Raw genomic sequence first — 24,194 nt, forward strand, 5'->3', positions numbered from 1 at the left:
CGATCAATATGGAAAAGATACTAGTCAGCATCATCACCATCGGAGACGAGTTGCTGATCGGCCAGACCGTAGATACCAATTCCGCCTGGATGGCGCAGGAGCTGAACCATGCCGGCTTCTGGGTGCAGCGGCGCATTGCCGTGGGCGACGAGCGGCAGGCGATCATCGCCGCGCTGGAAGAAGAAGGGAAACGCTCGCATATCGTGCTGATCACCGGCGGGCTCGGGCCTACGGCAGATGACATCACCAAGCCGGTGCTCTGCGATTATTTCGGCGGCAGGCTGGTGCGGGATGAAGATACGTATCAGCGTATTATGCAGATGTTTGAAAGCCGCGGGCTGCCGGTGCTGCAGCGGAATGTGGACCAGGCGCTGGTGCCGGACGTGTGCACCGTGCTCCGCAACGAACGCGGAACAGCGCCGGGGATGTGGTTTGAGAAAGATGAAAAGATATATGTGTCCATGCCCGGCGTGCCTTTCGAGATGAAGGGGCTGATGGAAAATGAAGTGGTCCCGCGTTTGCAGGAACGTTTTGAAACGCCGGCCCTGCTGCATCATACGCTGATCACCACCGGCATGGGGGAATCTTTTGTAGCGGAAAAGATAAAGGATTTTGAAGCGCAGCTGCCGCCGCATATCAAGCTCGCTTATTTGCCGAGCTATGGCCTGCTCAAGCTGCGCCTCACCACGGTGGCGCCGGACAAAATATCCGCCGCGGCGGAGCTGCATAAGGAGTTTATGAAGATGCGCGGCCTGCTGACGGACATTGTAGTAGCGGAAGCGGATCTGCCGATGAGCGTGATCCTCGCGGAGAAGCTGAAGGCCAAAGGGTTCTCCGTAGGCACCGCGGAAAGCTGCACCGGCGGGACCATCGCCAGCCAGATCACCGCCATTGCCGGCAGCTCGGCGTATTTTAAGGGCAGCGTGGTGAGTTATGCCAATGAAGTGAAAATGAACGTGCTCGGGGTGCAGGCCGCTACACTGGAACAATATGGCGCGGTGAGCGAGGAAACGGTGCGGGAAATGGCGGCCGGCGCGCTGAAGGTGCTGGGAACGGATTGCGTGATGGCCGTGTCCGGCATTATGGGACCGGACGGCGGCAGCGCGGAGAAGCCCGTAGGCACCGTGTGGATCGCTGTGGGCGGGCATAACAACATCCATACAAAGAAACATCATTTCCGCTACGACCGCGCGCGCAACATCTCCATGACCTGCGTGGCGGCAATGAACGAGCTGCGGAAATGGCTGGAACTATAATTTCCCTTATTTTTGACTTTTACAAAAACAACCACGAAATATGGCAATAGTCGAACTGGTGATGCCCAAAATGGGAGAGAGCATTATGGAAGCTACGATCCTCCGCTGGCATAAAAAGCCCGGAGACATGGTGAAGGTGGATGAAACAGTGCTGGAGATCGCTACGGATAAAGTAGACAGTGAAGTGCCTTCCATTGCAGAAGGCGAGATCACCGAGATCCTTTACAATGAGAATGATGTAGTGCCGGTAGGAACGGTGATCGCGCGGGTGCGCACGGAAGCGGACGCTGAAGTGGCCGCATCTCCCGCCACGCCGCCGCCTGCATCCGCGGCAGCTCCGTCTCTCAAACCCGAAACGCAGTTCCAGGCCGTGCCGGCCCCGCGTGCTGAACCCGCGGCAGCGCCCTCCGGCGACGCCAGGTTCTATTCTCCGCTGGTGCTCACCATCGCACAGCAGGAAGGCGTCAGCTTTGCGGAGCTGGAAAAGATCCCCGGCTCCGGCAATGAAGGCCGGGTGACCAAGAAAGACATCCTCGAATACATCGCCAACCGCACAGCCGGCGGCGGCCATATACAGGAACCCGAAGTGATCCGCGAAGCGCCACAGGTGCAGGCATCCACCGGCAACCACCTCACCACCATCCCCGCCTCCAACAGCTACGGCGGCAATGTGGAGATCATTGAAATGGACCGCATGCGCAAGCTGATCGCTAACCACATGGTGCAAAGCAAGCAGATCAGCCCGCACGTTACCAGCTTCGCTGAAGCCGACGTGACCAACCTGGTGCGCTGGCGTGAGAGCGTGAAAAAGGATTTTGAAAAAAGGGAAGGGGAGAAGATCACTTTCATGCCCCTGTTCGTGGAAGCGATCGTAAAGTGCATCAAGAAGTTCCCGCTGGTGAACTGTTCGCTGGACGGTGACAAGATCATCCTGAAAAAAGATATCAATATCGGCATGGCCACCGCGTTGCCCAGCGGCAACCTCATCGTGCCGGTGATCCGTAATGCGGACACCCTCAACCTCGTGGGCCTCACCAAACAGGTGAACCACCTCGCCAACGCAGCGCGTCACAACCGCCTGAAACCCGAGGATACGCAGAACGGCACCTTCACCATCACGAACGTAGGCACCTTCGGTAGCCTCACCGGTACGCCGATCATCAACCAGCCGCAGGTAGCCATCCTGGCGGTAGGGGCTATCAAAAAGCGCCCCGTAGTGGTAGAAACGCCCCAGGGCGATTCCATCGCCATCCGCCATATGATGTACCTCTCCATGTCTTACGATCACCGCATTGTAGACGGTTCGCTGGGGTCAACGTTCCTGAGCGCCGTAGCGGAAGAACTGGAGCATTTTGATCCGGCCAAAGAGTATTGATAAGCCGCATCAGATCCGGGGATGATCCATAGATCGTCCATGGATCACCCATAGCATACCCCTAGTAAAATCGTACCCACATATAAAAAAGGCTTCCGTGCACGGAAGCCTTTTTTATGTCGAAATAGTTAAAGTAAGATTAATAACGACGGTCGCGACCTCCGCCACCGTAGCCACCGCGGCCACCGCCGCCTCTGTTACCACCACCACTATTGGGTTGTTTGGGACGAGCTTCGTTAACCATCAGTTGTTTGCCTTCCACTTCACTACCATTCAGACTCTCCATAGCTTTTGTACCCTCTTCCTGATTGGGCATTTCAACGAATCCAAAACCACGCGAGCGACCGGTTTCGTGATCTTTGATGATTTTTGCAGAGGTTACTTGACCGAATTCGCTGAAGATTTGGTGGAGGTCTTCATCGTTCAACCTGTAGTGCAGGTTGGCTACGTAGATGTTCATGATAAAAAAATTAAAAAATGAAAAATAATACTGAAGTTAAGGAATTAACTCAATAAAAAAATAGGTCCCTTTATTTTTAAGGGTTTCAGCCGATTTTTACATAAAGGATAAAACTTATGCAAAGCAATACAGCAAAGGGCGCGGACCATTATATAACAGGTAAAAAAATGTGAATATACGCCCCGGATACACGGCAGATATTAGTTTTTTTCGTAAATTCAGATAGGGCCTGCACAAATTGGCCGGAGTTATGAAAGCATTGAGTGACACATGGTTTGCAGAGGGTTACATCGATTTTGAGTTGAAAAAATACACCTTGCTCGCCTACCTGAAAGAGATCAACCGTTATTTCAACAGCAATATGCTGTACCCCCAGCTTGGCGACGTTATTTTCCACTACAACAACCTCCGGGCATTCAGGGATAACAAAGAGTATTTGCAGCAGCAATTTCCCAAGCGCCTTACAGCTGTTAACCTGGAACGCCTGCAGCTTTTATACGAGCAGATGATCGAAGACAACGAGCTGATGGAAGAGCTGGAAAGCATCATGCAATACGCGCTGGGGAAAATGGACAGCACCATCCGCGAGGGCACGGAGATCTATGAGTTTGTGGAGGACCAGCTGAGCATCACGCCGGTGGGACTGATCCCGCTGGACGTTCATGAAGGGTACATGCTGCTGAACGACGGGCATTACAGCGATACGCTGGTGTATCAATACCGGCTTACCATATTCGAACGGCACGATGAAAAATACAGGGGCATTCACACGCAGTATATCAGCACTTATTCGCGCAGCCTGGTGCAAACGGACCAGCGCATTAAAACCGACCTGATCCGTCACCGGAAAGAGCTGCCCAACCCGGCGGTGTACACGGTGGAAACCGAGCTGAAGTTCCCTGTGGCGGAGACTTTGCTGCCGGTGGCGAAGCGTTGCCTGGTGAAGTACATCACCGTCAATCCAGCCTGATCTGAAGGAAATATTGGCGCATCAATCCAGCCTGATCGCCTTCGGCGCTTCGTTCCCGAACTTCACTTCCACTTCCAGCTCAAAGGGCGCATAATACTGCGCCATGATCTTGCGTATCTTTTCCTTGCTTTGCTCCATGTAAACGTTGTTGTGTTCCAGCTGCGCGCGGGATGTTTCGTAGAGCTTTTTCTGTACGTCGGTGTACGTTTCGTCATCGGAGAACATCAGCCAGCCTTTTTTGTTGGCGGTTTCCATCTTGTTGAGGCGAAGCTCGTAGCTGAGCAGCTGCGGCGCGGGCAGGGTCACCAGCACCTTTTTCTTTTGCACGTCCACTTTAAAATTCTTTTCATTCACGTCCACCCCATATTTGGCGGTATAAGGCACGGATACCCAGATCGTATTTTCAGCAAAGACCTTCTTCAGGTTGTCCGTCCACCCCCCGCTGTTTTCCACGTTGCTGCGTTTGATGGAGGCGGTGCCCTGCACTTCGAGGCTGGACAATTCCGCTATTTCCCTAACGATCAGGCTGTTGGAGAGCACCTGTTCGTTCACGGTGCGGGAACCGGACCGCTGGCCGAGCCAGAAGATGAGGATGATGAACAGGATAACGACCAGCCAGGTGATGATCTTTTTCATGTGTTTGCGTTCAATTGTTTTAGCTCCGAATACGTGTGTTGCGCTTTCCGCTGCATCATCCGTTCGGGCTCTGTTAAGGGTGTAAAACCGAATTGTGTGTACAGGCCGTGCGCGTCCATCGTGGCAAGCAGCCAGCGGCGGAGGCCCTGCAGGTCGGGATGGGCGAGGACCACTTCCATCAGCCATTTGGAAAGCCCCTGCCCGCGCCATTCCGGAAGGATGAACACGTCCGCCAGGTAAGCGAAGGTCGCTTTGTCCGTCACCACCCGCGCGAAGCCGATCTGTGCCGTGCCTTCATAAACGCCAAAGCAAAGCGAATGTTCGATGGACCTTTCCACGAGCGCCTGCGGAATATCTTTCGCCCAGTAAGATTCGTCTGACAGATACTGCATGATAACAGCGATGTTCAGCAGCTGTTTGTCCGTCGATATCCGGTAACCGTTCCGGGCGTGTTCATAGTGTTGCATGGCCTAAAAATACGAAAACGCCGGTGCATCGTGCGATCCGGCGTTTCTTAAATATTCCGTACTCTGAGAGTGTTTTTATGCGTACCGTTGTCTGCGCAGCAGGCGGGTGTACAATTGCGGTGTAAGGCCGGTCACTTCCATGAACTGACGTTCGAGGGTATGGCGGCTGGTTTTGAAGCGCAGCGCCAGTTCCAGCATCCGTACCTGTCCTCTTTGCGCGGCGAGGTAATCCACCATTTCATCTACCTGGCGCAGGGAAGTGCTTTGCTTTGGCAGCAGGTTTTCCAGCGCGTTGTTCAGGATCGCGGTGATGGTTTCCAGGTTGGCGGTCATATGCAGCTGGTTGGCGATGTTCTGCCATTGCATGTCCACCTTCGTGAGATCGCGGAAGTAATTGGTCACCGATTCCATGCTGATGCCCATCAGGCGGTGGCTGGCATATTCATTCAGCTGCACGATCACGGCATTCAGCGGGCCATTCACCCGGGCGTTCACCGCGCAGGTAAAAGGGCCAGTAACGGCCGCTTCCGGTAATTCAAAAGCAGCATGATCATTCGGCTGGAACGACAAACTGCCGGTCTGCGTGAATACCAGGTATTGCCTGCCTAAAGTAAAAAGCTTTTTCTGTGCTATTTCCGCAGCGGAAGTGATGTTCTGCAGAACGATATACTTTTGCACAAGTGGCTGCAAAGTATCTTTTGGCTTCAGGATATAGGTGTTCATAGGATCAATTGTTACGTAAATATAGTTAAATTACTATATGAGATATCATTTTGATTAGAAATTTTCTGAACTAAAATAGAAGATATTGAAAATCTTCCAGTTAACGGGAGAATAACAAAGCCGGGCAGCGTGGCCCGGCTTTGTTTATTAAAGCGCTGAAAAGCAAGGCTTTCCGGAATGCGCGTGTTGATAATCAATCTTCCAGGTCGAATCCCCAGTTCTTTCCTTTCTCTGTGGCCGGAACGCCTTTGCTCAGCCAGACCGGTGCGGGCGCGCCTTTCAGGTAATGATCGAAGAACTGCTGCTGCCTGATCTGGATGTCTTTCCGGTTGGTGCGCTGCATGAGGTTGTGCGCATCGTTGTTGTAGTTGAGCAGCCAAACGGGCTTGCCTAAACGACGGAGGCCGGTGAACATTTCAATGCTCTGGTACCAGGGCACGGCGCCGTCCGCATCGTTATGCATCAGCACGATAGGCGTGGTGACCTTGGGCAGGTGGAAGAGGGGAGAGTTTTCGATGTACAGCTCCGGTTTATCCCACAACGTTGCGCCGATGCGGCTTTGCGTGTGCTCGTACTGGAACTGCCTGTTCATCCCGCTTTCCCATCTTATCCCGCCGTAGGCGCTGGTCATATTGGCCACGGGCGCGCCGGCCCAGGCTGCTTTGAACAGCGGTGTGGCCGTGATGAGGTACGCTACCTGGTAGCCGCCCCAGCTTTGCCCTTGTATAGCCATGTTGCTGCGGTCTATCCAGGGATTTTTCGCCAGCGCTTCCGCGCCGCTCACCACGTAATCGTAAGCGCTTTTGCCGGGATGCCCGGTTTCATAACGGATATCCGGCGCCAGCACCACGTACCCGCGGCTCACGAAGAAGGAAATATTGAGGCGGGAAGGCGTGGGAGCAGGCGGCTGATAGGTGTACAGCCCGTCCGTCAGCCTTTCATAGAAATACATAATGACCGGATATTTTTTATTCGGATCGAAGTCTTCCGGCTTGTATAGAATGCCTTGCGTGGTTTTACCGTTGTAGGTATCCCAGGTGAACAGCTCGGCGGTGCCCCAGTTGTAGTTGGCCTGCTGCGGGTTCAGGCGGCTGAGGCGCGTGGCGGTGGCAATGTCCCTGCCGCCAAAGAGGTCCGGCGATTCCACGTAGTTGTGGCGCTGGAAAATGTATACGTCCGCATCTTTTGCTTTGTCCGGCTGCGTATAGGTATACGGTCCCATTACCACCTGCCGCGGAGCTTTTTTATCGTTCAGCTTCACGGTATAGAACCCTCCGAAGCGCGATGAATCATTTTGTGCGCTGAGCAGCAGGGTTTGTTTGAGTTTCAGGAAGCGCTCTTCTTTGTCCAGCCGCACATTCCGCAGTACGGTCTTCGTTTCCCGGCCGAAGCCTTTTGTGATCATCACCGGCGGTTCCTTGCCGGAGGGGTCTGCCTGCCAGATATCATAGCGGTCGTAGAGATATACGTAGCGGTCGTTTTCCAGCCAGCCGGCGGCGCCGTAGGGGCGCGGATCGTCGGGCATGTCTATTTCCTCATCCGTGAGCTGTATGGGAATGTTGCTGCTGATATTGCGGGTGATGCCGGTGGCGGTTTCGTAACTGTTCCAGTTGCCGGCCTTCATATCGAACCACAATATGTAACGGCCCTGCGGGGAGATGCTGAAGATACCGTCGATATCCGCTTTCACGAGCTTACGCGCGCCGGTTTGCGTGTTCACGAGATAGGCGGATTTCAGGGTGCTGCCTGTCCATTGCAGCGCGATGCGCTGGTGAACGTCCGTGATGCCAAGGGCGTACAGCGCGTTCCCTTCGTCCGCCGTGCTAAGCCTTTCCAGCTGTTCATCGTTGAGCTGCACCATGCGTTGTTGCCGCGGATAATATACCGCGGTATAATTCATGTTCAGATCGCGGTTGAGGCTCTTGAGCTGCATCGTTTGCAGGAAATCGTCCTTGTAATGCCATATGTCCACTTTCGCCACTTCAAAATCCACGATGTTCGTGTCTTTCGGTTCCGGAATGGGCGCGGTGCCAAAGAACAGTTTTTCCCCGTTCTTTGAAAAGCGCGGCGTGCCGTTTTCCGATACGCTCCATCCGGACGGCATGCCGGCGGTGGATTTGCTGACAGTGATCGTGGCGCTGTCCTGCCCGTTCCTGAAATAGTACAGTGCATGGAATTTCTGCAGGGCCTTTGCGCTGTCCCTGCTGCCGAGGTAGGCGAGCTGCGTGCCCTTTTCATCAAATGCGAAATGAATGAAAACGCCGTGCCCGCGGCTGAGGGTGTCGGCTGTGCGTTTCGCTACGTCCCAGAGCCATACGCCGGCTTTTGCCAACGAATCTTTTTTAGGTGGATGGATGACCAGCGCAATTTTATTGCCGGGCTCGCTCAGCGTGTAGCTGCTGACGCTGCGGATGGTATCTTCTTCACCGGTGCGGAGGTTGCGGATCACAAGATCGCCGGGATCTGCGCTGCCGGGGCCGCCGGGTTTGTCGTTATCCGCGTCCGCGGGGAATTGTCCGCCGCTAACAAGCGCTTCCCCTTCATCTGCCAGGAATTTCCCGCGGTTATCTTCCCCTTCGTCCGTCGCATCAATGATCCGCGGGATGGGTCTTTTCGGGCGCTTTGCGGCGGTATCCGGCTTCGGCCGTTCAATGAGATAAGCCAGCAGCCCGTTGCCCTTCTCCGGCGTTTTAAAAGATTTTACCAACGGTATTTTAGTGATGCCAAGGTCGTTCAGCGAGAGGATGCCCATGGAATCTTTCGGCATTTCATCCGGTTTCTTTTTCTTGATGCGCGCCTGTCTTACATCCTTAAAAAAAGGCTTGATGGTGAACACTACAAAGCGGGCGTCTTCCGTGATAACGGGACTGGCCCCACGGGGAACGGACACTTCGCGGCCGTTTTGCAGGTTCCGCACCACGAGGGTGGCGTCGCCTTCCTGCGGCGTGACCGTATAGGCCGTCCATACGCCGTTGTTGCTGATCGTTTTTACGCCAATGCTTTGCCAGCCGTCGTACACACTATGGTCCAGCGGTTTTTTGGATTGTGCGTGGGTGATGGCGGGCAGTAAAACGGACAGGGATACGAGCCATTTAACAGATCGGGTCATAAGCGGGCAGATTTTTTGATTGGTTATGCCGCACAAAATAACAAATCTGTACGGGAAGAAGCATGACAAGTTGATGAATGGTCAGGCCATGCCTCCGCGCCTGCTCTGCCGGTAGATGCGCGCCATTTGCAGGGCAACGGACAGCAGGATCAGCGCAAGCCCGGCATAGAAGCCGCCTTTCAGGAAATCATTTTCCCGGAAAAGGATGAAAGCGAGGATGATGCTGTACAGGGGCTCGAGGCTGAAGCAGAGATTGACGGTGAAGGGGGAGATCTTTTGCAGCGCATGCACCATCAGCATATACATGAGGATCGTGCAGAACCAGGATAATATCAGCAGGTATCCCAGGTCCCGCAGCGATGGCAGCAGCGAGGCCACCGGGAATGCGTACAGGTACAGCGGCATCACCACCGTAAGGCCGAGAAAGCCGATCCCCAGCTCATAAAAAGTAATGTTCACCGCATCGTACATCACCACCAGCTTTTTGTTGAGCACCGTGAACAATGCCGCGAACATGGCGGAGAAGATGCCGAGGATGATGCCGGTGCGGTATTGCGTATCAAAATGAAAAATGAGCGAGATGCCGGCAACGGTGAGCAGGCTGAGCAGCATTTCCGCCTTGTCGAATTTCTTCCGGGTGATCAGCGGATCAAAGATGGCGGTGAAAAGGCTCATCAGCGAGAGGCAGACCACGCCGATGGACACGTTCGCGTATTTGATGCTGCCGTAAAAGAATATCCAGTGCAGGGCAACGATGAAGCCCGTGCCGCCGATCTGCACAATGCCTTTCCAGGGTAATTTTTTCAGCAATCCTTTCCACCGGTACAAAATGTACATCGATACAACGGTGATCAATAAACGATACCATACCAGCATTCCCTCGTTGAGGGTGATCAGTTTGCCGAGAATGCCGGTGAATCCGGCGAGAAATACGGAGAGATGTAGTTGTAGTAAGGCCCGTTTCATTATTTACCAAAAAGGCTTTGCCACTGGATCTTCAATACGCCTAATATGCCTTCCTTCACGATCCCCTTGCTCATTTTGGAATAGCCTTCCTTGCGGTCTATGAAAGTGATGGGTACTTCCTGTATCCTGAAACCCAGCTTCCAGGCAGTGAATTTCATTTCTATCTGGAACGCATATCCCACGAACTTGATCGCGTCCAGGTCCATTTTTTCGAGCACTTCGCGTTTGTAGCAGACAAAGCCGGCGGTGGCGTCCTTTACAGGTATCCAGGTGATCAGCCGCACGTAGATGGAAGCGCCGTAAGATAACAACGCACGGTCCCACGGCCAGTTCTCTGTTTTGCCGCCGTTCACGTACCGTGACCCTACGGCCACGTCCGCGCCATCCTGCGCGCAGGCGTGATGCAGGCGGATCAGGTCTTTCGGGTTGTGGGAAAAATCAGCGTCCATTTCCGTGATGTAAGCGTACTGCCGTTGCAAAGCCCATTTGAAGCCGTGGATGTAAGCCGTGCCTAACCCCAGCTTGCCGCTGCGCTCTTCAAGGAACAGCTCGCCCGGATGCTGCGCCTGCAGTTCCCGGACGATGTTCCCGGTGCCATCCGGAGAGCCATCATCAACAATGAGGATATGGAAGCCCTGCTGTAAGGAGAATACCGCATCAATGATCTGACGGATGTTATCCTTCTCATTGTACGTGGGTATGATCACTAATTTTTCCAATTAGCCGTGCATTTTTAGGATGGCGAAGATATGCAATATTATGATTTTTTCAGCATCATACTGTGGTAGATCTCCGTCAGTTTCTGCTTGGTGTTGAGCGGAAAATCCGCCTTCATCATCCAGTCGTAATACTGCGGTTCCACTTTCAGCACATCTCTGACGGGACGGCCTTTGTATTTGCCGAAGTTGAAGAGCTCCACACCGTTCTGCATGATGATGCGGCGCGCGAAATCCACATAATCATCCTCCTTCGTGAAAGCCGCCAGCGCGTCCACATCCGGTTTCAGCAGCGCATCGTAACGGGTGAGCTGCGCTTCCAGTATCTCGAAGGTAGCCATGGCATCCGCTTCCGCGCTGTGCGCGTTGACCAGCTCTTTATCGCAATAGAACTTGTAAGCCGCGCCGAGCGTGCGTTTTTCCATCAGGTGAAATATCTTCTGCACGTCTATAAAACGGCGGCTGTCCACTTCAAAGGTTTGCCCCGCGCGGAGAAATTCTTCCACCAGCATGGGAATGTCGAACCGGTTGGAGTTGTAACCCGCGATGTCGCAATGTTCCATGAACTGTTTCAGTTCGTTGGACACCTGTTTGAACAGCGGCTGGTCCTTCACGTCCTCATCGCTGATACCGTGAATGGCAGTGCTGGCGGGAGGAATAGGAATGCCCGGGTTGATGCGTTTCACCTTTGTCTGCACGGAGCGGTCCGGCATCACTTTGATGATTGCGAATTCAATGATGCGATCTGTAGCCACATTGGTGCCAGTCGTTTCCAAATCGATAAATGCCAATGGGCGTGTTAGTTGTAATGCAGACATATTAGTTATGGTTTCTGAACCGGTAAATATTTTTTCAATCCTCCGAAGTCCAGCCCTTCATAATCACCGGAGCTCATCATCAGGAGGTTGGTATTGTGGAAGTCCTGTTTATCCAGGAACTGTTCAAGCGCAGCTCTTTCGGTGAGGATGTTGAGGTCCTTCCGGGCGAAGCCTTTCCTGATCACGTCCGGCTCCAGGTAGGGGAGGCGTTTGATCTCGAGGGCATGACCGCTGTAAAATACCGCTGCAACGTCCGCCGGGTCCAGCGCGCCGGCGTATTGCACCATGAAATCCGCATTCAGGCTGCTGTACGTATGCAATTCCAGCACCGCCACGAGCTTTCGCGCGGGATATTGCTTGCGGAGCGCCTGTATGGTGGCTTTTACTTTGGACGGCGCATGGGCAAAATCCCTGTAAATAGCGGCATCTTCATTCCGGGCCACCAGCTCCATCCTTTTGGCCGCGCCCTTAAAGGTAGCGATCGCTGCCAGAAAATCAATATCACCGATGCCCAGCGCGCGGCAAACATGCAGCGCGGCGTGGATGTTCAGGAGGTTATGCTCGCCGAACACCATCAGGTCCGTAGAGGCATTGCCGAAGCGCACCCGCGTATGGCCGTTGATGATGGTATGTTCCGGCACGTCGTAGGGGATGCATTGCAGGTGCCCGCCCTCTTTCGCCACGAGGTCGCGGAGAGTTTCATCGGTCTGATTATAGATCAGCGTGCCGCCCGCTTCCATGGTGCGGAGGAAGATGGCGAACTGCTCGAGGTAGTTTTCGAAAGTGGGAAATACGTTGATGTGATCCCAGGCGATGCCGCTCAGTACGGCGATCTGCGGGTGCAGGAAGTGAAATTTGGGCCTTCTTTCCAGGGCGGAAGCGGGATATTCGTCCGCTTCGCATACAATGAGCGGAGCGTCGGTGACGTTTACGGACTGCGCGAAGCCTTCCAGCTTTGCGCCAACGAGGTAGTCGAACTGCCGCTGGCACTGCCGCAGCACGTGCATGACCATGGAAGTGATGGTTGTTTTACCGTGACTGCCGCCGATGGCTATGCGGGTCTTGTTCCGGCTTTCCTGGTAAATGTATTCGGGGAAGGAATAGATCTTTAGTCCAAGTGCCTGAGCCTGTTGCAGTTCGGGGTTATCGGCCCGGGCATGCATGCCCAGGATCACGGCGTCGAGGTCCGCGGTGATGCGCGCGGGGTCCCAGCCGATGGTAGCCGGCAGAATGCCCGCCGCGGCGAGATTGGAGCGCGCGGGCTCAAATATCTCGTCGTCACTGCCGCTGACCGCATATCCCTTGTTCCTGAGCGCTATGGCGAGCTGATGCATGACGCTGCCGCCAATCGCTATAAAGTGTACCTTTGCCATGGATTTTTATGCCCGGTGCCTTAACTTCGCTGTCAATAACAGGCAGTTAACAACACATAGAGTTGTTTTTTTTAATATAAATTATATATTTGCAAAATAACATTACAAATTACGAATCACCAATAATCCAAGCCTATGAAATTTCGTTTATTCACTAAAATGACGTTTATGAGATCAGGATACCGTATGATCGGTGCAATTTGCCTGATGGTAGCATGCGCTGCCATGTTTACTTCCTGTGCCTCCCAGAAGCTGGGTTGCCCGATGAAGATCACCAAGGTGCAATATGAAAAAGATAAAAACTGCTAACAGACTATGTGGATTGACCTGGAAAGTGAGGAGCAGCTGAAGACGATACAATCCCGCTCATTTGATCATCCGGTGGTTATCTTCAAGCACAGTACCCGCTGCGGAACAAGCAGCATGGTGAAATCCCGGCTGGAGAGATCGGATGTTCCCGAAGGATATGAATTTTATTATCTCGATCTGATCCGTTACCGTCCGGTCAGCAACCTGGTGGCGGAGGTCTTCAAAGTGGAGCATCAGTCGCCGCAGGTGCTGGTGATCCGGAATGGGGAGTGTGTGTATGATGAGAGCCATATGGCGATCAGGATGGAGGAGCTGGCGGAGAAGTGACAGGGTGGCCGGTAAAGTGATGAAGGAAGATGGCTGGTTGATGTTGGGCGGGTTGATGAAGCGGGGCTGATGATAACGTGGCTGGTAAAGAGATGATGGAGATAATCAGCCGATACTGGCCGGTTGATGATGCCGTGAAGCGATGGCTGGTAACGCGAGCTGATGGGCTGATAGCCGGCGATGCCGATAACTTATTAGAGAGGCTGACTGAAAAGGCGTAAATCTTTTTCAGTCAGCCTCTTTCTTTTGTAGCTTTGCTGCATGAAACATCGTATAGTAGTGGCGGTTACAGGCGCCAGCGGTTCCATATACGCGCGGCAGCTGCTGAACAAGCTGGCGGCGCTGAAGGAGCAGGTGGACCAGGTGGCCATTGTGATGACGGAGAATGCGCGTACCGTATGGGAAACCGAGCTGGACGACCGGGGATTTGAGCAACTGCCCTTCCCCACATTTTCGCAGCACGATTTCCACGCGCCGTTTGCCTCCGGCAGCGGGCGGTTCAATACGATGATCATCTGCCCCTGTTCGATGGGTACGCTCGGGCGCATTGCCGGCGGTGTTTCCAACGATCTGATCACGCGCGCGGCGGACGTGGTGCTGAAGGAGCGCCGCAAGCTCATCTGCGTGCTGCGGGATACGCCTTACAATCTCGTTCATATCCGCAACATGCAAACAGTGACCGAGGCGGGAGGGATCATTTGTCCCGCTACGCCCTCCTTCTACAGCAAGCCGAAGAACATCGAGGAAGTGGTGGCTACGGTGACGGACCGGGTGATAGACCTGGCGGGGCTGGAGCAGGATACGTTCCGTTGGGGAGAATAAAAAACATTCATCTTTCTAATTTATCATTATGAAACGCCCGCGTACCCCGGGCGTTCCATCTGACACTAAAAAATAAAACATTCACAGATGAAAATAGCCATCATCAACGGCCCTAATCTGAACCTGCTTGGCAAACGCGAACCGGAAGTTTACGGCAGCCAGACCTTCGAGCAATATTTTGAAACGCTGCAAGCCGCTTTTCCGGAAGTGGAATTAACCTATTTTCAAAGCAATGTGGAAGGGGAGATCGTGAACCACCTGCATGCAGCAGGCTTTTCGCACGACGGCATCCTGCTGAATGCGGGCGCTTACACGCATACGTCCGTAGCCATCCGTGATGCGATCGCGGGGATCAAAACGCCGGTGGTGGAGATACACATCAGCAATATCTATGCGCGGGAAGAATTCCGGCATACATCGCTGACCGCGGCAAAGGCGGTAGGGGTGATATGTGGGCTGGGGATGAAGGGATATGCGCTGGGAGTGCGGTTTTTCCTGGATAAATAGGATGAGGGCTGGCGGATGATGGTCAGGAAGACGTTGCCGCCGGAAATAATATTCGAATGAAAAACGGGGGCTTTGCGGCCCCCGTTTCAGTTTCTGTCAGATAGCGTTGTCTTTGAAAGCCTCGCAGCTTCAGACTGGTATCAATGTGCATGCAGATGCACGTGCTCGTCTTTGAATGCTTCGCGGGGCTTGAGGCCCAGCAGCTCGAACATCATGTGATCTTCCTCGAAGGAAGGGTTCTTGGTGGTCAGCAGCTTTTCCCCGGTAAAGATGGAGTTGGCGCCGGCCATGAAGCACATGGCTTGTTCAGAAAGGCTCATTTCGGCGCGGCCCGCGCTCAGGCGCACCATCGCCTGCGGCATCAGGATGCGGGTGGTGGCGATCATGCGCACCATGTCCCAGAACTCCACTTTCGGCAGATGCTCCAGCGGCGTACCTTTTACGCGGGTGAGCGCGTTGATGGGCACGGAATCCGGGTGCGAAGGCATGGTGGAAAGCGTGAGCAGCATGTTGATGCGGTCCTCATGACTTTCGCCGAGCCCGATAATGCCGCCGCAGCAAACGGTGACGCCGGCCTTGCGCACGTTGTCGAGCGTATTGAGGCGGTCGTCATAAGTACGGGTAGTGATGATCTCGCTGTAATGCTCCTCGGAGGTGTCCAGGTTGTGATTATAGGAGTACAGGCCGGCATCGGCGAGTTTCTGTGCCTGGGATTCGGTGAGCATGCCCAGCGTACAGCAAACTTCCATACCGATCTCGTTCACTCCCTTCACCATCTCTATCACACGGTCGAAGTCACGGTTATCCCGCACCTCCCGCCATGCGGCGCCCATACAGAAGCGGGTAGAGCCGGCTTCCTTGGCCTTGCGGGCATATTCCAGCACTTTGTCTTTCTGCATCAATGCCTGCACATCAATACCGGTATTATAACGGGCCGCCTGCGGGCAATATGCGCAATCTTCAGAACAGCCGCCGGTTTTAATGGAGAGCAGCGTACACACCTGCACCTCGGCAGTATCCTGGTACTCACGGTGAACCGTGGCGGCACGGTACATCAGCTCCAGCAACGGCGTGTTATATATCTCCTTTATTTCTTCTAAGGTCCAGTCGTGACGGATCATAAGCTTCGGATTTAGCGGCAAACCTACGAAACCATCGCGAAATTAACCACTACGGATTATGATTTTTTATTATCTCCCTTAAAAGCCCCGCGGATAAATGACTATGATCCTGTTACTTAAAAGAAAAGCATCCTGCTTTTGAAACATCGTCCGGCACATTTTTTTTGATTTCTAAATATTTAGTACTATACTTGCTATCACATTTTTAAGTGTCAATAGAACACTCATAAAATGTTTCGCGTTAGAATGGCATAAATTCCCATAGAATGCCTATTGGTTATTGTTTTAGATAGTGAACATTAAAACACGTTATGCAGTAATAGTTGTGCCAATCACATTTAAATAGTTAAAAGCCGTTCCCGGAGAAAAGGAACGCTGATTACCAACAATTAAGCAGGAGGGGCTACCCGTTTCCAGCATAATTGCATATATGTTATTGTCTATTCATCAAACAAAAGAAAATGCATCTATTTACCAGATTCCCTCCCTGACAGGGCTATGAGATCATCGCATGACTACAGCGGCGCCCTTTCAGCGGCCCCATTTTATCAACTATTATAAATTCCTTCGCGTATGAAAAAAAAATCAGGCAATGTTGGCTATATGCTCAGGATTGCTGTGCTGTCAATTTTCATTATCCTCTCCCGCAACGCCTTTTCCCAAACCAACCAGATCACCGTCAAAGGCAGGGTTTTATCTGATTCTTCCGCACTGGTAGGTGTGATCGTAGTGGTGAAATCCGATGTACAACAAAACACCGTAACGGATGAGAAAGGTGGTTTTACCATCAAGGCGCCGGCGGACGGCGTGCTGATATTTTCAATGATCGGCTTTGAAAGGGAAGAGGTCAATATTAATGGCCGGGGCACGATCAACGTGATGATGAGAATGAAAGACAATGGCCTGAATGAAGTGGTGGTAACGGCTTTCGGCGCCAAGCAGAAAAAGTCGAGTATGGTCAGCGCCATTACCACCATCAATCCCAAAGAATTAAAAGGGCCCACCAGCAACCTCACCACCATGCTGGCCGGCCGCTTGTCCGGCATGATATCCTACCAGCGCTCGGGCGAGCCGGGGGCTGACAACGCTTCGTTCTTTATCCGCGGCGTGACTTCCTTCAGCACCGGTGGGAAAAAAGATCCCCTCATATTACTCGATGGCATGGAAAGCACGCCGAACGATCTCGCCCGTCTTCAACCGGACGACATCGCCGCTTTCTCCATCCTGAAAGACGCTACGGCCACCGCGGTGTACGGCGCGCGCGGCGCTAACGGCGTGGTGCTGGTGACCACCAAGACCGGCGCCGAAGGAAGGACCAATTTCAACTTCCGCGCGGAAAACTCTATTTCCGGCAATACGCAGAACTTCAAGTTTACGGACAATATCACCTACATGCGGCTGGCGAACGAAGCGGCATTGACCCGGGACCCCCTGGCCGCCACGCCTTACAGCCAGACAAAGATCGACGGCACCATGAAAGGAGATAACCCTCTGCTGTTCCCCAGCAACGACTGGGTGGACCTGATGATAAAAGACCATACCGTCAACCAGCGGTATAACCTGGACGTGAACGGCGGCGGAAAAATCGCCCGGTTCTATATCTCCGGTACCTATAACATCGATAACGGCATTCTGAAAGTAGCGGAGCTGAATGACTTCAACAGCAACATCAAGCAACGCAACTATTCCATCCGCTCGAACGTAAACTTCCAGCTGACCAAAACAACGGAAGCGATCGTGCGGGTGTACGGCCAGTTCGATAACTACCGCGGGCCGGTGGATGGCGGCACGGCCATCTTCAACCAGGTGCTCTGGAGTAACCCCGTGCTGTTCCCCGCCGTGTACCCGCAGGAGTTCCTGCCACAAGTGAAGCATCCCCTGTTCGGAAATAGGCCGAGGCCCGGTGCGCAATCGAACAGTGTAACCGGTTATTATGATGCGGGCTCGCTTTACCTCAATCCTTTTGCAAATGCGGTACGCGGCTACAGGGATTACACCTCTTCCAGAACGATCGCACAGCTGGAACTGAAGCAGGACTTCGGGTTCCTGCTTCCCGGCCTCACCGCCCGCGTAATGGCTTATACGAACCGCTATTCAGACTTCGCGGTTACACGCGCCTATTCGCCGTTCTACTACGAAGCCAATACAATGGATTACAAAACGGTAACGCTTGCCAGGATCACCGAAGGCACGGAGTACCTCGGCTATGCGGAAGGTGCGAAGAACGTCAACAGCCGCACGTACATGGAGGCCGCTGTTAACTATAGCCAGACGTTCGGAAAGAAACACGCGGTAAGCGGCATGCTGATCACCCTGCTGAACAGCTACCTGGACGGCAATCCCGGCAGCAATTATCCCAATGTTTCGGAATCCGAAAAGCTGCAGCTCTCCCTGCCATACAGGAACCAGGGCATATCAGGCCGGTTCACTTACGGGTACGACAACAGGTATCTTGCCGAATTCAACTTCGGGTATAACGGCTCCGAACGCTTTGCGGAAGAAAGACGGTACGGCTTCTTCCCGTCCGCCGGGCTTGCCTGGAACCTCTCCAACGAAAAATTCATGGAGCCGCTGGAAGCCGTGCTGAGCAGGGTGCGTTTAAGAGCTTCTTACGGACTGGTGGGGAATGACCAGATCGGCTCCAACAGGGACCGCTTCTACTATTTATCGGAAGTGAACCTGAACAATGGCGGCCGTGGCGCTACATTCGGCAACCTCGGCGGATATTCCCGTCCCGGTGTATCGATCTCGCGCTATGACAATTACGATATCGGCTGGGAAAAAGCATACACGCAAAACTTCGGGCTGGAATTCACCCTGTTCCGCGACTTTAACATCATTGCGGAATATTGGAAAAGAAGGCAGACGAACATCCTGATGGACCGTTCCTACATTCCTTCTACCCTCGGCCTGGAATCAGCCATAAGAGCCAATGTAGGCGAAGCCCAGGCACGCGGCGTAGATCTTTCTCTCGAATACAACAAGAGCTTCAATAACGACATATGGCTGCAATTGCGTGGCAACATGACTTACGCCACTTCAGAATTTGCAAAGTATGAAGAGCCGGGATATGGCCCGAATGAGCAACACCTGTCCAGGATCGGGTATCCTATTTCGCAGGTCTGGGGCCTGATCGCGGAGCGTTTGTTTGTAGATGATATTGAAGCCGCCAACTCTCCTTACCAGAACTACGGTCCTTATATGGGCGGGGACATAAAATACAGGGACGTGAATGGAGATGGACAGATCACGGATAACGACAGGGTGCCGATAGGCTTGCCCACAGATCCCGAGATCATTTACGGCGCTGGCTTTTCTTTCGGGTATAAGAATTTCGACATCAGCGCATTTTTCCAGGGAGCCGCCAGGACCGCTTTCTTCATCAACGCTGAAAACATCTCTCCGTTTGTGCTGAACGGCGGCGCGCAGAACGGCCTGCTGGAAGTAATAGCGAACGATCACTGGAGCGAATCGAACCGGAACCTGTACGCCATGTGGCCCCGGTTAAGCGAAACTTTTATCAATAATAACAATCAATGGTCCACCTGGTGGATGCGCGACGGCACCTTCCTGCGCTGCAAGAACGTGGAGATCGGTTACAACTTTTCAAAGGAGCTGCTGCAGCGCACAAGGATCAGGAACGGCCGCCTGTATGTTAACGGAACGAACCTCTTTGTGATCAGCAAGTTCAAAATGTGGGACCCCGAAATGGGCGGTAATGGCCTGGGGTACCCCGTTCAGCGGGTATTCAACATCGGCGTGAGGCTGTCCTTATAGCAGCGGCGGGAAACAAAAACCAGAACGATTTAAATATGTCATATGCATAATAAAATATTCTTTAAAAAGCGGGTTATCGTTGTTGTGCTGGTGCTGCTGGGCATGAGCGCTACGCAGTGCAGGAAATTCATAGATGTGGTGCCGGATAATGTGGTGACAATAGACAATGCTTTTACGTTAAAAAGAGAAGCGGAGAAATATCTTTTTACCTGCTATTCATTCCTGCCGGCGGAAAACGAGCCGATCGGCTCGCTCGGGTTTATTGCGGGGGATGAGGTGTGGTTGCCGAAGGATGGTTTCCTGTTCGCCAATACGAACTGGGATATTGCGAAAGGTTCCCAGAACAAGGTAAGCCCCATCTATAACCTTTGGGACGGCAACAACAGCCTGTGGGTAGCCATCCGGCACTGCAACATTTTCATTGAGAATGTGAAAGACCCCCAGAAAGTATACGACCTGGAACCGGAGCTGCGCTCAAGATGGATCGCGGAAGCAGAGTTCCTCAAAGCCTACTATCACTACTACCTGCTGCGCCTCTACGGCCCCATACCCATCGTAGACAAAGCATTACCCATTTCCTCCACCCCGGAAGAGGTAAGGATCAGCCGCGACCCGGTAGATTCCGTAGTGAATTATATCACCGGTCTGCTGGATGTGGCCGCGGATAAATTGCCGCCGAAGATCAGCGACGTAGCTACGGAAATGGGCCGTATCACAAAACCCATCGCACTCGCCATCAAAGCAAGGGTATTGCTGCTCGCCGCCAGCCCGCTGTTCAACGGCAACCCGGATTTTGCGGCAGTGAAGAACCCTGACGGCACCCTGTTATTCAGCAGCAGCTACGACCAGGAGAAATGGCGGAAAGCGGCGGATGCGGCCCTTGCCGCGATAGAAGCCGCTACACAAACAGGCCACAAGCTGTACAAATTCATCGGGTTGAATAAAATGTCCGACACCACCCGCACGCAAATGAATATCCGCAACGCCATCTGCGATCCCTGGAATGCCGAACTGGTGTGGGGCAGCACAAAGAACGTATCCCTCGCCAGCCAGGACCCCAGCTACATCCAGCGCATCTGCATGAGCCAGATCGATCACCGCGCGCCGATCAACCTCGCCGCATTCAATCAGTTCTCCGTGCCGCTGAAGATCGCAAGACTGTTCTATACAGATCACGGCGTACCTATTGAAGAAGATAAAACGTACGATTTTTCCGCGTTCAACGCCATCCGTACCGCAACAAAAGAGGAACGGTTCAACCTCGCGGAAGGGTATCAGACCGCCCGCCTCAATTTCGACAGGGAACCGCGATTCTACGCGGACCTTGCATTTGACGGAAGCGTATGGTATATGCAGAACAGCGTAACGGAATCCGACAGCGCTACTTATACCGTGCAGGGAAGAAAAGGACAGCGCAATAATGAAGTGAATACCGAATTGTTCAATATCACCGGGTACTGGGTGAAAAAGCTGGTAAGCTGGAAATGGGCGTTCTCCGGCACGGTGAATGCCGCCACGTCGGAAAACTATCCCTGGCCCATGATCAGGCTGGCAGACCTTTACCTGATGTACGCCGAAGCGCTGAACGAAGCCGCGGGGCCGGGCGCCGAGGTGTTCACGTACCTGGACCTGGTGCGGGAAAGAGCCGGACTGAAAGGCGTGAAAGAATCCTGGAGCAATTATTCCAATAGTCCCGGCAAGCCGGACAGCAAGGAAGGGCTGCGCGCCATCATTCACCGCGAGCGGCTGATCGAGCTGGCATTTGAAGGACACCGTTTCTGGGACCTCCGCCGGTGGAAAGAAGCTGCCGTGGAACTGAACACGCCGGTAACGGGGTGGGACAGAACGCAGTCGGAGCCCGGAGACTATTACAGGGTGGTGAATCTCCACAACCAGAAATTCATCGCGCCGCGCGATTACCTCTGGCCCATCAGGGAATATTCCATTTCCGTAAACCCGGCGCTGGTGCAGAATCCCGGCTGGTGATTACCCGCAGTATTTTAACGATCATTTAAAGTCCATACAATGAGAAATTATCATCTTCACATATTATCATGCGTGCTGCTGTTTTTTGCAGCATGCACAGAAAGCACTATCATAGGGCCTTTGGAGAATAATACCACACCGCCGGGGCCTGTGAGCAACCCCACTGTTCTGAACCTGGCGGGCGAAGCGCAAATAAGCTATACGATGCCGGATGATGAAGACCTGCTGTATATAAAGGCGGTATACGAGATCCGGCCCGGCGTAACGCGCGAAGCAAAAGCTTCTTCCTATACGAACAGGCTTTTGGTAGACGGGTTCAGGGATACGACCGCGGTGGAAGTAAAGCTGTACGCGGTGAACAGGAGCGAAGTGGCTTCCACACCGGTATCTGTGACGGTAAATCCCGGAAAACCCGCCTACCTCACCAGCTTTGACAGCCTGAAAGTAATACCGGCCTTCGGCGGGATCAACGTAAAAACAGATAACGAGTATAGAAAACCTTTGGCGATCATCGTACTGCAAAAAGATGATTTCGGGCAGTGGAAACAGATCCACGCCATCTACAGCTCGCTGAAAGCCATCAACCAGTCCATACGCGGAATGGACACCACGGAAAAGCATTTTGCATTCTACGTGCGCGATCAGTTCCAGAATGAAAGCGATACCATGTTTGCCAGCATGAAGCCGTTATACGAAACCCTCATCCCCAAATCCGGGTTCCGTGAATACCCGCTGCCCGGCGACGTTGCCGTGAACGCATATACCCGGCAGATGCGCAATCTGTGGGACAACATATACAGCGGATGGGGCAGCGCCATCTGTACGTATGAAACGCTGACAGATACCACCAACGGCGTGTGGTTCACCTTTGACATGGGCATCACGGCGCAGCTGAGCCGCTTTACCTGGTGGCATTACCCCGATCCCCGCTATTTTGAAAAAGCCAGTATGCGCAGCTACGAGCTCTGGGGCACCGATAACCCTTCGCCGGACGGCAGCTGGACGGGCTGGACGAAACTGGCTTCCTGCCTCGAAGAAAAACCCTCCGGACTGCCGGAAGGCCAGGAGAACGATGATGACGTGACCGCGGGCAAGAACGGCGCCAGCTGGGATATTTCAATTGACGCGCCACCCGTACGGTACCTGCGGATCAGGCACAAGTACAACTGGTCCGGTTACCGGCAAACGCTTACGGGCTGCGAAATATCAGTGTGGGGTAAACCTTTGTAGCAACTAAACGAAAAAAATTACACATGAAAACAGGAATACTGATTTTTATATCGGCTGCTTTGATAATGCTGGCCTCCGCCTGCAGGAAAATGGACGATTTCCGGAAAGAGTATCTTGGCAATGGCGCTATCACGTACGCCGGAAAGATCGATTCGGTAAAGATACATCCGGGCAATGGCCGGCTGATGATCTCCGGCTTGCTGATCGGTGATCCCAAAATAGTGAAGCTGAAAATTTACTGGGATAATAAAACAGATTCCCTGATAGTGCCCGTTAACAGGTCTGCCGGTGTGGATACGATGAGGATCATGCTGAATGATTTTCCCGAATCCGTAAAAACGTTTATGCTGATAACGGAAGACAAATACGGCAACACCTCGATGGCGGTCAACATCACCGGCCGCATTTATGGGCCCCAGTATAATTCCACACTGCTGAACCGTACCGTTGAACTGGCCGAAATGAAAGGAGATTCCGTGGTGGTGGACTGGAATACGCTGGACGCCAGCAGCGGAGGCATAAGCACCGAAGTGGAGTTTACGGACCTCGACGGCAATACGCAAAAAGTAGTGACCGAAAGAAAAGACTCGGTGGCCATATTGCATAAGTTTAAACCCGGCACTACCTTTAAGTACAGAACAAAGTTCCTGCCCGACACGCTGGCCATTGATACGTTTTATTCTGACTACCGGAACGTGGGCGTGAGAGCGGATATCACCGCGCAGTACATAAAGAATTCCGGCCAGCCCTTCACGGCGGCTTCCGGTACTGACAGATGGCGCATTCCGGCGGACTGGACCGTATCTGATGACGTGAAGAATGCAGGCGGGCTGGGAGGAATAGATGCCGGCGACTGGCTGCCTTCTCCCGCGCTTTCCATGGAAGGTGGATGGGGATTGCCTGCCGTGCCGAATGGAAAAATACATCAAACGGTCACCTTGCCTGCGGGTAACTATTCTTTTGAGGTATTGATGGGCGATTGCTCGGATGGCGGCACGAAATACATCACCATCGCGGAAGGCAATGAACTGCCGGATGTAGATCCTGTGCCGGAGGAAGCCCTGGCTTTTTCGGGCATGGTCAGAAATACCACGAACGTTGTGAAATTCACGCTTACCGCGCAAACCACCGTTTCCCTCGGATTTAACGGCAAGCTGCCGGATACCGGTACGTTCATGAAGATATACAAAGTGAGATTATTTACGCTTCCATAAAGGGAGTATCTACCGGGTCTGTGAAAGGCAAC

General features: G+C 53.2%; 20 protein-coding genes. 10 read left to right on the forward strand and 10 right to left on the reverse strand.

Going from position 1 to position 24,194, the window contains the following annotated elements; translation table 11 throughout:
• Positions 1-8 precede the first annotated feature (8 nt).
• Together CCY01nite_RS25965 and CCY01nite_RS25970 are read left to right on the forward strand one after the other, a co-directional pair.
• Positions 9-1,256: a CinA family nicotinamide mononucleotide deamidase-related protein gene (locus tag CCY01nite_RS25965; RefSeq protein WP_146867487.1), complete on the forward strand. Its 1,248-nt coding sequence runs from the start codon at positions 9-11 to the stop codon at positions 1,254-1,256.
• A gap of 40 nt (positions 1,257-1,296) precedes the next feature.
• Entirely contained in the window at positions 1,297-2,631 is a 1,335-nt protein-coding gene (locus CCY01nite_RS25970; RefSeq protein ID WP_146867488.1) for a dihydrolipoamide acetyltransferase family protein, read from the forward strand.
• A 139-nt stretch (positions 2,632-2,770) separates the two neighbouring features.
• Here CCY01nite_RS25970 and rbp read toward each other — a convergent pair whose 3' ends face one another.
• Positions 2,771-3,091 carry an RNA-binding regulator gene (gene rbp, locus CCY01nite_RS25975; protein WP_146867489.1) on the reverse strand — a complete coding sequence of 107 codons (321 nt, stop codon included), beginning with the start codon at positions 3,089-3,091 and terminating at the stop codon, positions 2,771-2,773.
• Between the two features lie 250 nt (positions 3,092-3,341).
• Here rbp and CCY01nite_RS25980 point away from each other — a divergent pair, with 250 nt between their 5' ends.
• Positions 3,342-4,061: a hypothetical protein gene (locus tag CCY01nite_RS25980; protein ID WP_146867490.1), complete on the forward strand. Its 720-nt coding sequence runs from the start codon at positions 3,342-3,344 to the stop codon at positions 4,059-4,061.
• Between the two features lie 21 nt (positions 4,062-4,082).
• On the opposite strand, the gene CCY01nite_RS25985 is transcribed toward CCY01nite_RS25980, so the two are convergent.
• The 8 genes from CCY01nite_RS25985 to CCY01nite_RS26020 form a co-directional block, all read right to left on the reverse strand.
• Positions 4,083-4,697 (reverse strand): DUF4230 domain-containing protein, encoded by a 615-nt coding sequence (locus tag CCY01nite_RS25985; protein WP_146867491.1) that lies wholly within the window; start codon positions 4,695-4,697, stop codon positions 4,083-4,085.
• Positions 4,694-5,164: a GNAT family N-acetyltransferase gene (locus tag CCY01nite_RS25990; protein ID WP_146867492.1), complete on the reverse strand. Its 471-nt coding sequence runs from the start codon at positions 5,162-5,164 to the stop codon at positions 4,694-4,696. Before CCY01nite_RS25990 ends, CCY01nite_RS25985 begins: the two co-directional genes overlap by 4 nt.
• Before the next feature lie 75 nt (positions 5,165-5,239).
• Positions 5,240-5,887, reverse strand: a complete 648-nt coding sequence (locus tag CCY01nite_RS25995; protein WP_146867493.1) for a helix-turn-helix domain-containing protein — start codon at positions 5,885-5,887, stop codon at positions 5,240-5,242.
• Positions 5,888-6,080: 193 nt separating this feature from the next.
• Positions 6,081-8,996, reverse strand: a complete 2,916-nt coding sequence (locus CCY01nite_RS26000; protein WP_146867494.1) for a S9 family peptidase — start codon at positions 8,994-8,996, stop codon at positions 6,081-6,083.
• Between the two features lie 81 nt (positions 8,997-9,077).
• Positions 9,078-9,962 (reverse strand): DMT family transporter, encoded by an 885-nt coding sequence (locus tag CCY01nite_RS26005; protein WP_146867495.1) that lies wholly within the window; start codon positions 9,960-9,962, stop codon positions 9,078-9,080.
• Positions 9,962-10,681 carry a polyprenol monophosphomannose synthase gene (locus CCY01nite_RS26010; protein ID WP_146867496.1) on the reverse strand — a complete coding sequence of 240 codons (720 nt, stop codon included), beginning with the start codon at positions 10,679-10,681 and terminating at the stop codon, positions 9,962-9,964. Before CCY01nite_RS26010 ends, CCY01nite_RS26005 begins: the two co-directional genes overlap by 1 nt.
• Positions 10,682-10,719: 38 nt before the next feature.
• The gene (locus CCY01nite_RS26015; RefSeq protein WP_146867497.1) at positions 10,720-11,496 is read right to left on the reverse strand and encodes a 3'-5' exonuclease; all 777 of its coding nucleotides are present in this window, start codon (positions 11,494-11,496) and stop codon (positions 10,720-10,722) included.
• Positions 11,497-11,501: 5 nt separating this feature from the next.
• A complete protein-coding gene (locus CCY01nite_RS26020; protein WP_146867498.1) occupies positions 11,502-12,869 on the reverse strand; it encodes a UDP-N-acetylmuramate--L-alanine ligase in 1,368 nt (455 codons plus the stop codon).
• A gap of 315 nt (positions 12,870-13,184) precedes the next feature.
• Between CCY01nite_RS26020 and ytxJ the strand changes: the two genes are divergently transcribed.
• The 3 genes from ytxJ to aroQ all read left to right on the forward strand — a co-directional run bounded on the left by ytxJ (position 13,185) and on the right by aroQ (position 14,834).
• Entirely contained in the window at positions 13,185-13,505 is a 321-nt protein-coding gene (gene ytxJ / locus CCY01nite_RS26025) for a bacillithiol system redox-active protein YtxJ (RefSeq protein ID WP_146867499.1), read from the forward strand.
• 261 nt (positions 13,506-13,766) lie between these two features.
• The gene (locus CCY01nite_RS26030; protein ID WP_146867500.1) at positions 13,767-14,327 is read left to right on the forward strand and encodes a UbiX family flavin prenyltransferase; all 561 of its coding nucleotides are present in this window, start codon (positions 13,767-13,769) and stop codon (positions 14,325-14,327) included.
• 87 nt (positions 14,328-14,414) lie between these two features.
• On the forward strand, positions 14,415-14,834 hold the full coding sequence (gene aroQ, locus CCY01nite_RS26035; RefSeq protein ID WP_146867501.1) for a type II 3-dehydroquinate dehydratase: 420 nt from the start codon (positions 14,415-14,417) through the stop codon (positions 14,832-14,834).
• 140 nt (positions 14,835-14,974) lie between these two features.
• On the opposite strand, the gene bioB is transcribed toward aroQ, so the two are convergent.
• Positions 14,975-15,955, reverse strand: coding sequence for a biotin synthase BioB (gene bioB, locus CCY01nite_RS26040; protein WP_146867502.1), 981 nt, complete (start codon positions 15,953-15,955; stop codon positions 14,975-14,977).
• Positions 15,956-16,528: 573 nt separating this feature from the next.
• Here bioB and CCY01nite_RS26045 point away from each other — a divergent pair.
• From CCY01nite_RS26045 to CCY01nite_RS26060, 4 genes are all read left to right on the forward strand, one after another.
• The gene (locus tag CCY01nite_RS26045) at positions 16,529-19,732 is read left to right on the forward strand and encodes a SusC/RagA family TonB-linked outer membrane protein (RefSeq protein ID WP_246130058.1); all 3,204 of its coding nucleotides are present in this window, start codon (positions 16,529-16,531) and stop codon (positions 19,730-19,732) included.
• A gap of 42 nt (positions 19,733-19,774) precedes the next feature.
• A complete protein-coding gene (locus CCY01nite_RS26050) occupies positions 19,775-21,718 on the forward strand; it encodes a RagB/SusD family nutrient uptake outer membrane protein (protein WP_222614502.1) in 1,944 nt (647 codons plus the stop codon).
• Positions 21,719-21,838: 120 nt separating this feature from the next.
• Positions 21,839-22,948 (forward strand): DUF5000 domain-containing lipoprotein, encoded by a 1,110-nt coding sequence (locus tag CCY01nite_RS26055; RefSeq protein WP_186831277.1) that lies wholly within the window; start codon positions 21,839-21,841, stop codon positions 22,946-22,948.
• Positions 22,949-22,971: 23 nt separating this feature from the next.
• Positions 22,972-24,162 carry a DUF4998 domain-containing protein gene (locus CCY01nite_RS26060; RefSeq protein ID WP_146867504.1) on the forward strand — a complete coding sequence of 397 codons (1,191 nt, stop codon included), beginning with the start codon at positions 22,972-22,974 and terminating at the stop codon, positions 24,160-24,162.
• Positions 24,163-24,194: the final 32 nt, after the last annotated feature.

It is taken from the genome of Chitinophaga cymbidii (genome assembly GCF_007992715.1).
GTDB classification, from domain to species: Bacteria; Bacteroidota; Bacteroidia; order Chitinophagales; family Chitinophagaceae; genus Chitinophaga; species Chitinophaga cymbidii.

What these genes read in the sequence shown, in the direction of transcription:
- CCY01nite_RS25965 (WP_146867487.1), top strand. Translation starts at nt 9, where the DNA reads ATGGAAAAGATACTAGTCAGCATCATCACCATCGGAGACGAGTTGCTG.
- CCY01nite_RS25970 (WP_146867488.1), top strand. Translation starts at nt 1,297, where the DNA reads ATGGCAATAGTCGAACTGGTGATGCCCAAAATGGGAGAGAGCATTATG.
- rbp (WP_146867489.1), bottom strand. Translation starts at nt 3,091, where the DNA reads ATGAACATCTACGTAGCCAACCTGCACTACAGGTTGAACGATGAAGAC.
- CCY01nite_RS25980 (WP_146867490.1), top strand. Translation starts at nt 3,342, where the DNA reads ATGAAAGCATTGAGTGACACATGGTTTGCAGAGGGTTACATCGATTTT.
- CCY01nite_RS25985 (WP_146867491.1), bottom strand. Translation starts at nt 4,697, where the DNA reads ATGAAAAAGATCATCACCTGGCTGGTCGTTATCCTGTTCATCATCCTC.
- CCY01nite_RS25990 (WP_146867492.1), bottom strand. Translation starts at nt 5,164, where the DNA reads ATGCAACACTATGAACACGCCCGGAACGGTTACCGGATATCGACGGAC.
- CCY01nite_RS25995 (WP_146867493.1), bottom strand. Translation starts at nt 5,887, where the DNA reads ATGAACACCTATATCCTGAAGCCAAAAGATACTTTGCAGCCACTTGTG.
- CCY01nite_RS26000 (WP_146867494.1), bottom strand. Translation starts at nt 8,996, where the DNA reads ATGACCCGATCTGTTAAATGGCTCGTATCCCTGTCCGTTTTACTGCCC.
- CCY01nite_RS26005 (WP_146867495.1), bottom strand. Translation starts at nt 9,962, where the DNA reads ATGAAACGGGCCTTACTACAACTACATCTCTCCGTATTTCTCGCCGGA.
- CCY01nite_RS26015 (WP_146867497.1), bottom strand. Translation starts at nt 11,496, where the DNA reads ATGTCTGCATTACAACTAACACGCCCATTGGCATTTATCGATTTGGAA.
- CCY01nite_RS26020 (WP_146867498.1), bottom strand. Translation starts at nt 12,869, where the DNA reads ATGGCAAAGGTACACTTTATAGCGATTGGCGGCAGCGTCATGCATCAG.
- ytxJ (WP_146867499.1), top strand. Translation starts at nt 13,185, where the DNA reads ATGTGGATTGACCTGGAAAGTGAGGAGCAGCTGAAGACGATACAATCC.
- CCY01nite_RS26030 (WP_146867500.1), top strand. Translation starts at nt 13,767, where the DNA reads ATGAAACATCGTATAGTAGTGGCGGTTACAGGCGCCAGCGGTTCCATA.
- aroQ (WP_146867501.1), top strand. Translation starts at nt 14,415, where the DNA reads ATGAAAATAGCCATCATCAACGGCCCTAATCTGAACCTGCTTGGCAAA.
- bioB (WP_146867502.1), bottom strand. Translation starts at nt 15,955, where the DNA reads ATGATCCGTCACGACTGGACCTTAGAAGAAATAAAGGAGATATATAAC.
- CCY01nite_RS26045 (WP_246130058.1), top strand. Translation starts at nt 16,529, where the DNA reads ATGAAAAAAAAATCAGGCAATGTTGGCTATATGCTCAGGATTGCTGTG.
- CCY01nite_RS26050 (WP_222614502.1), top strand. Translation starts at nt 19,775, where the DNA reads ATGCATAATAAAATATTCTTTAAAAAGCGGGTTATCGTTGTTGTGCTG.
- CCY01nite_RS26060 (WP_146867504.1), top strand. Translation starts at nt 22,972, where the DNA reads ATGAAAACAGGAATACTGATTTTTATATCGGCTGCTTTGATAATGCTG.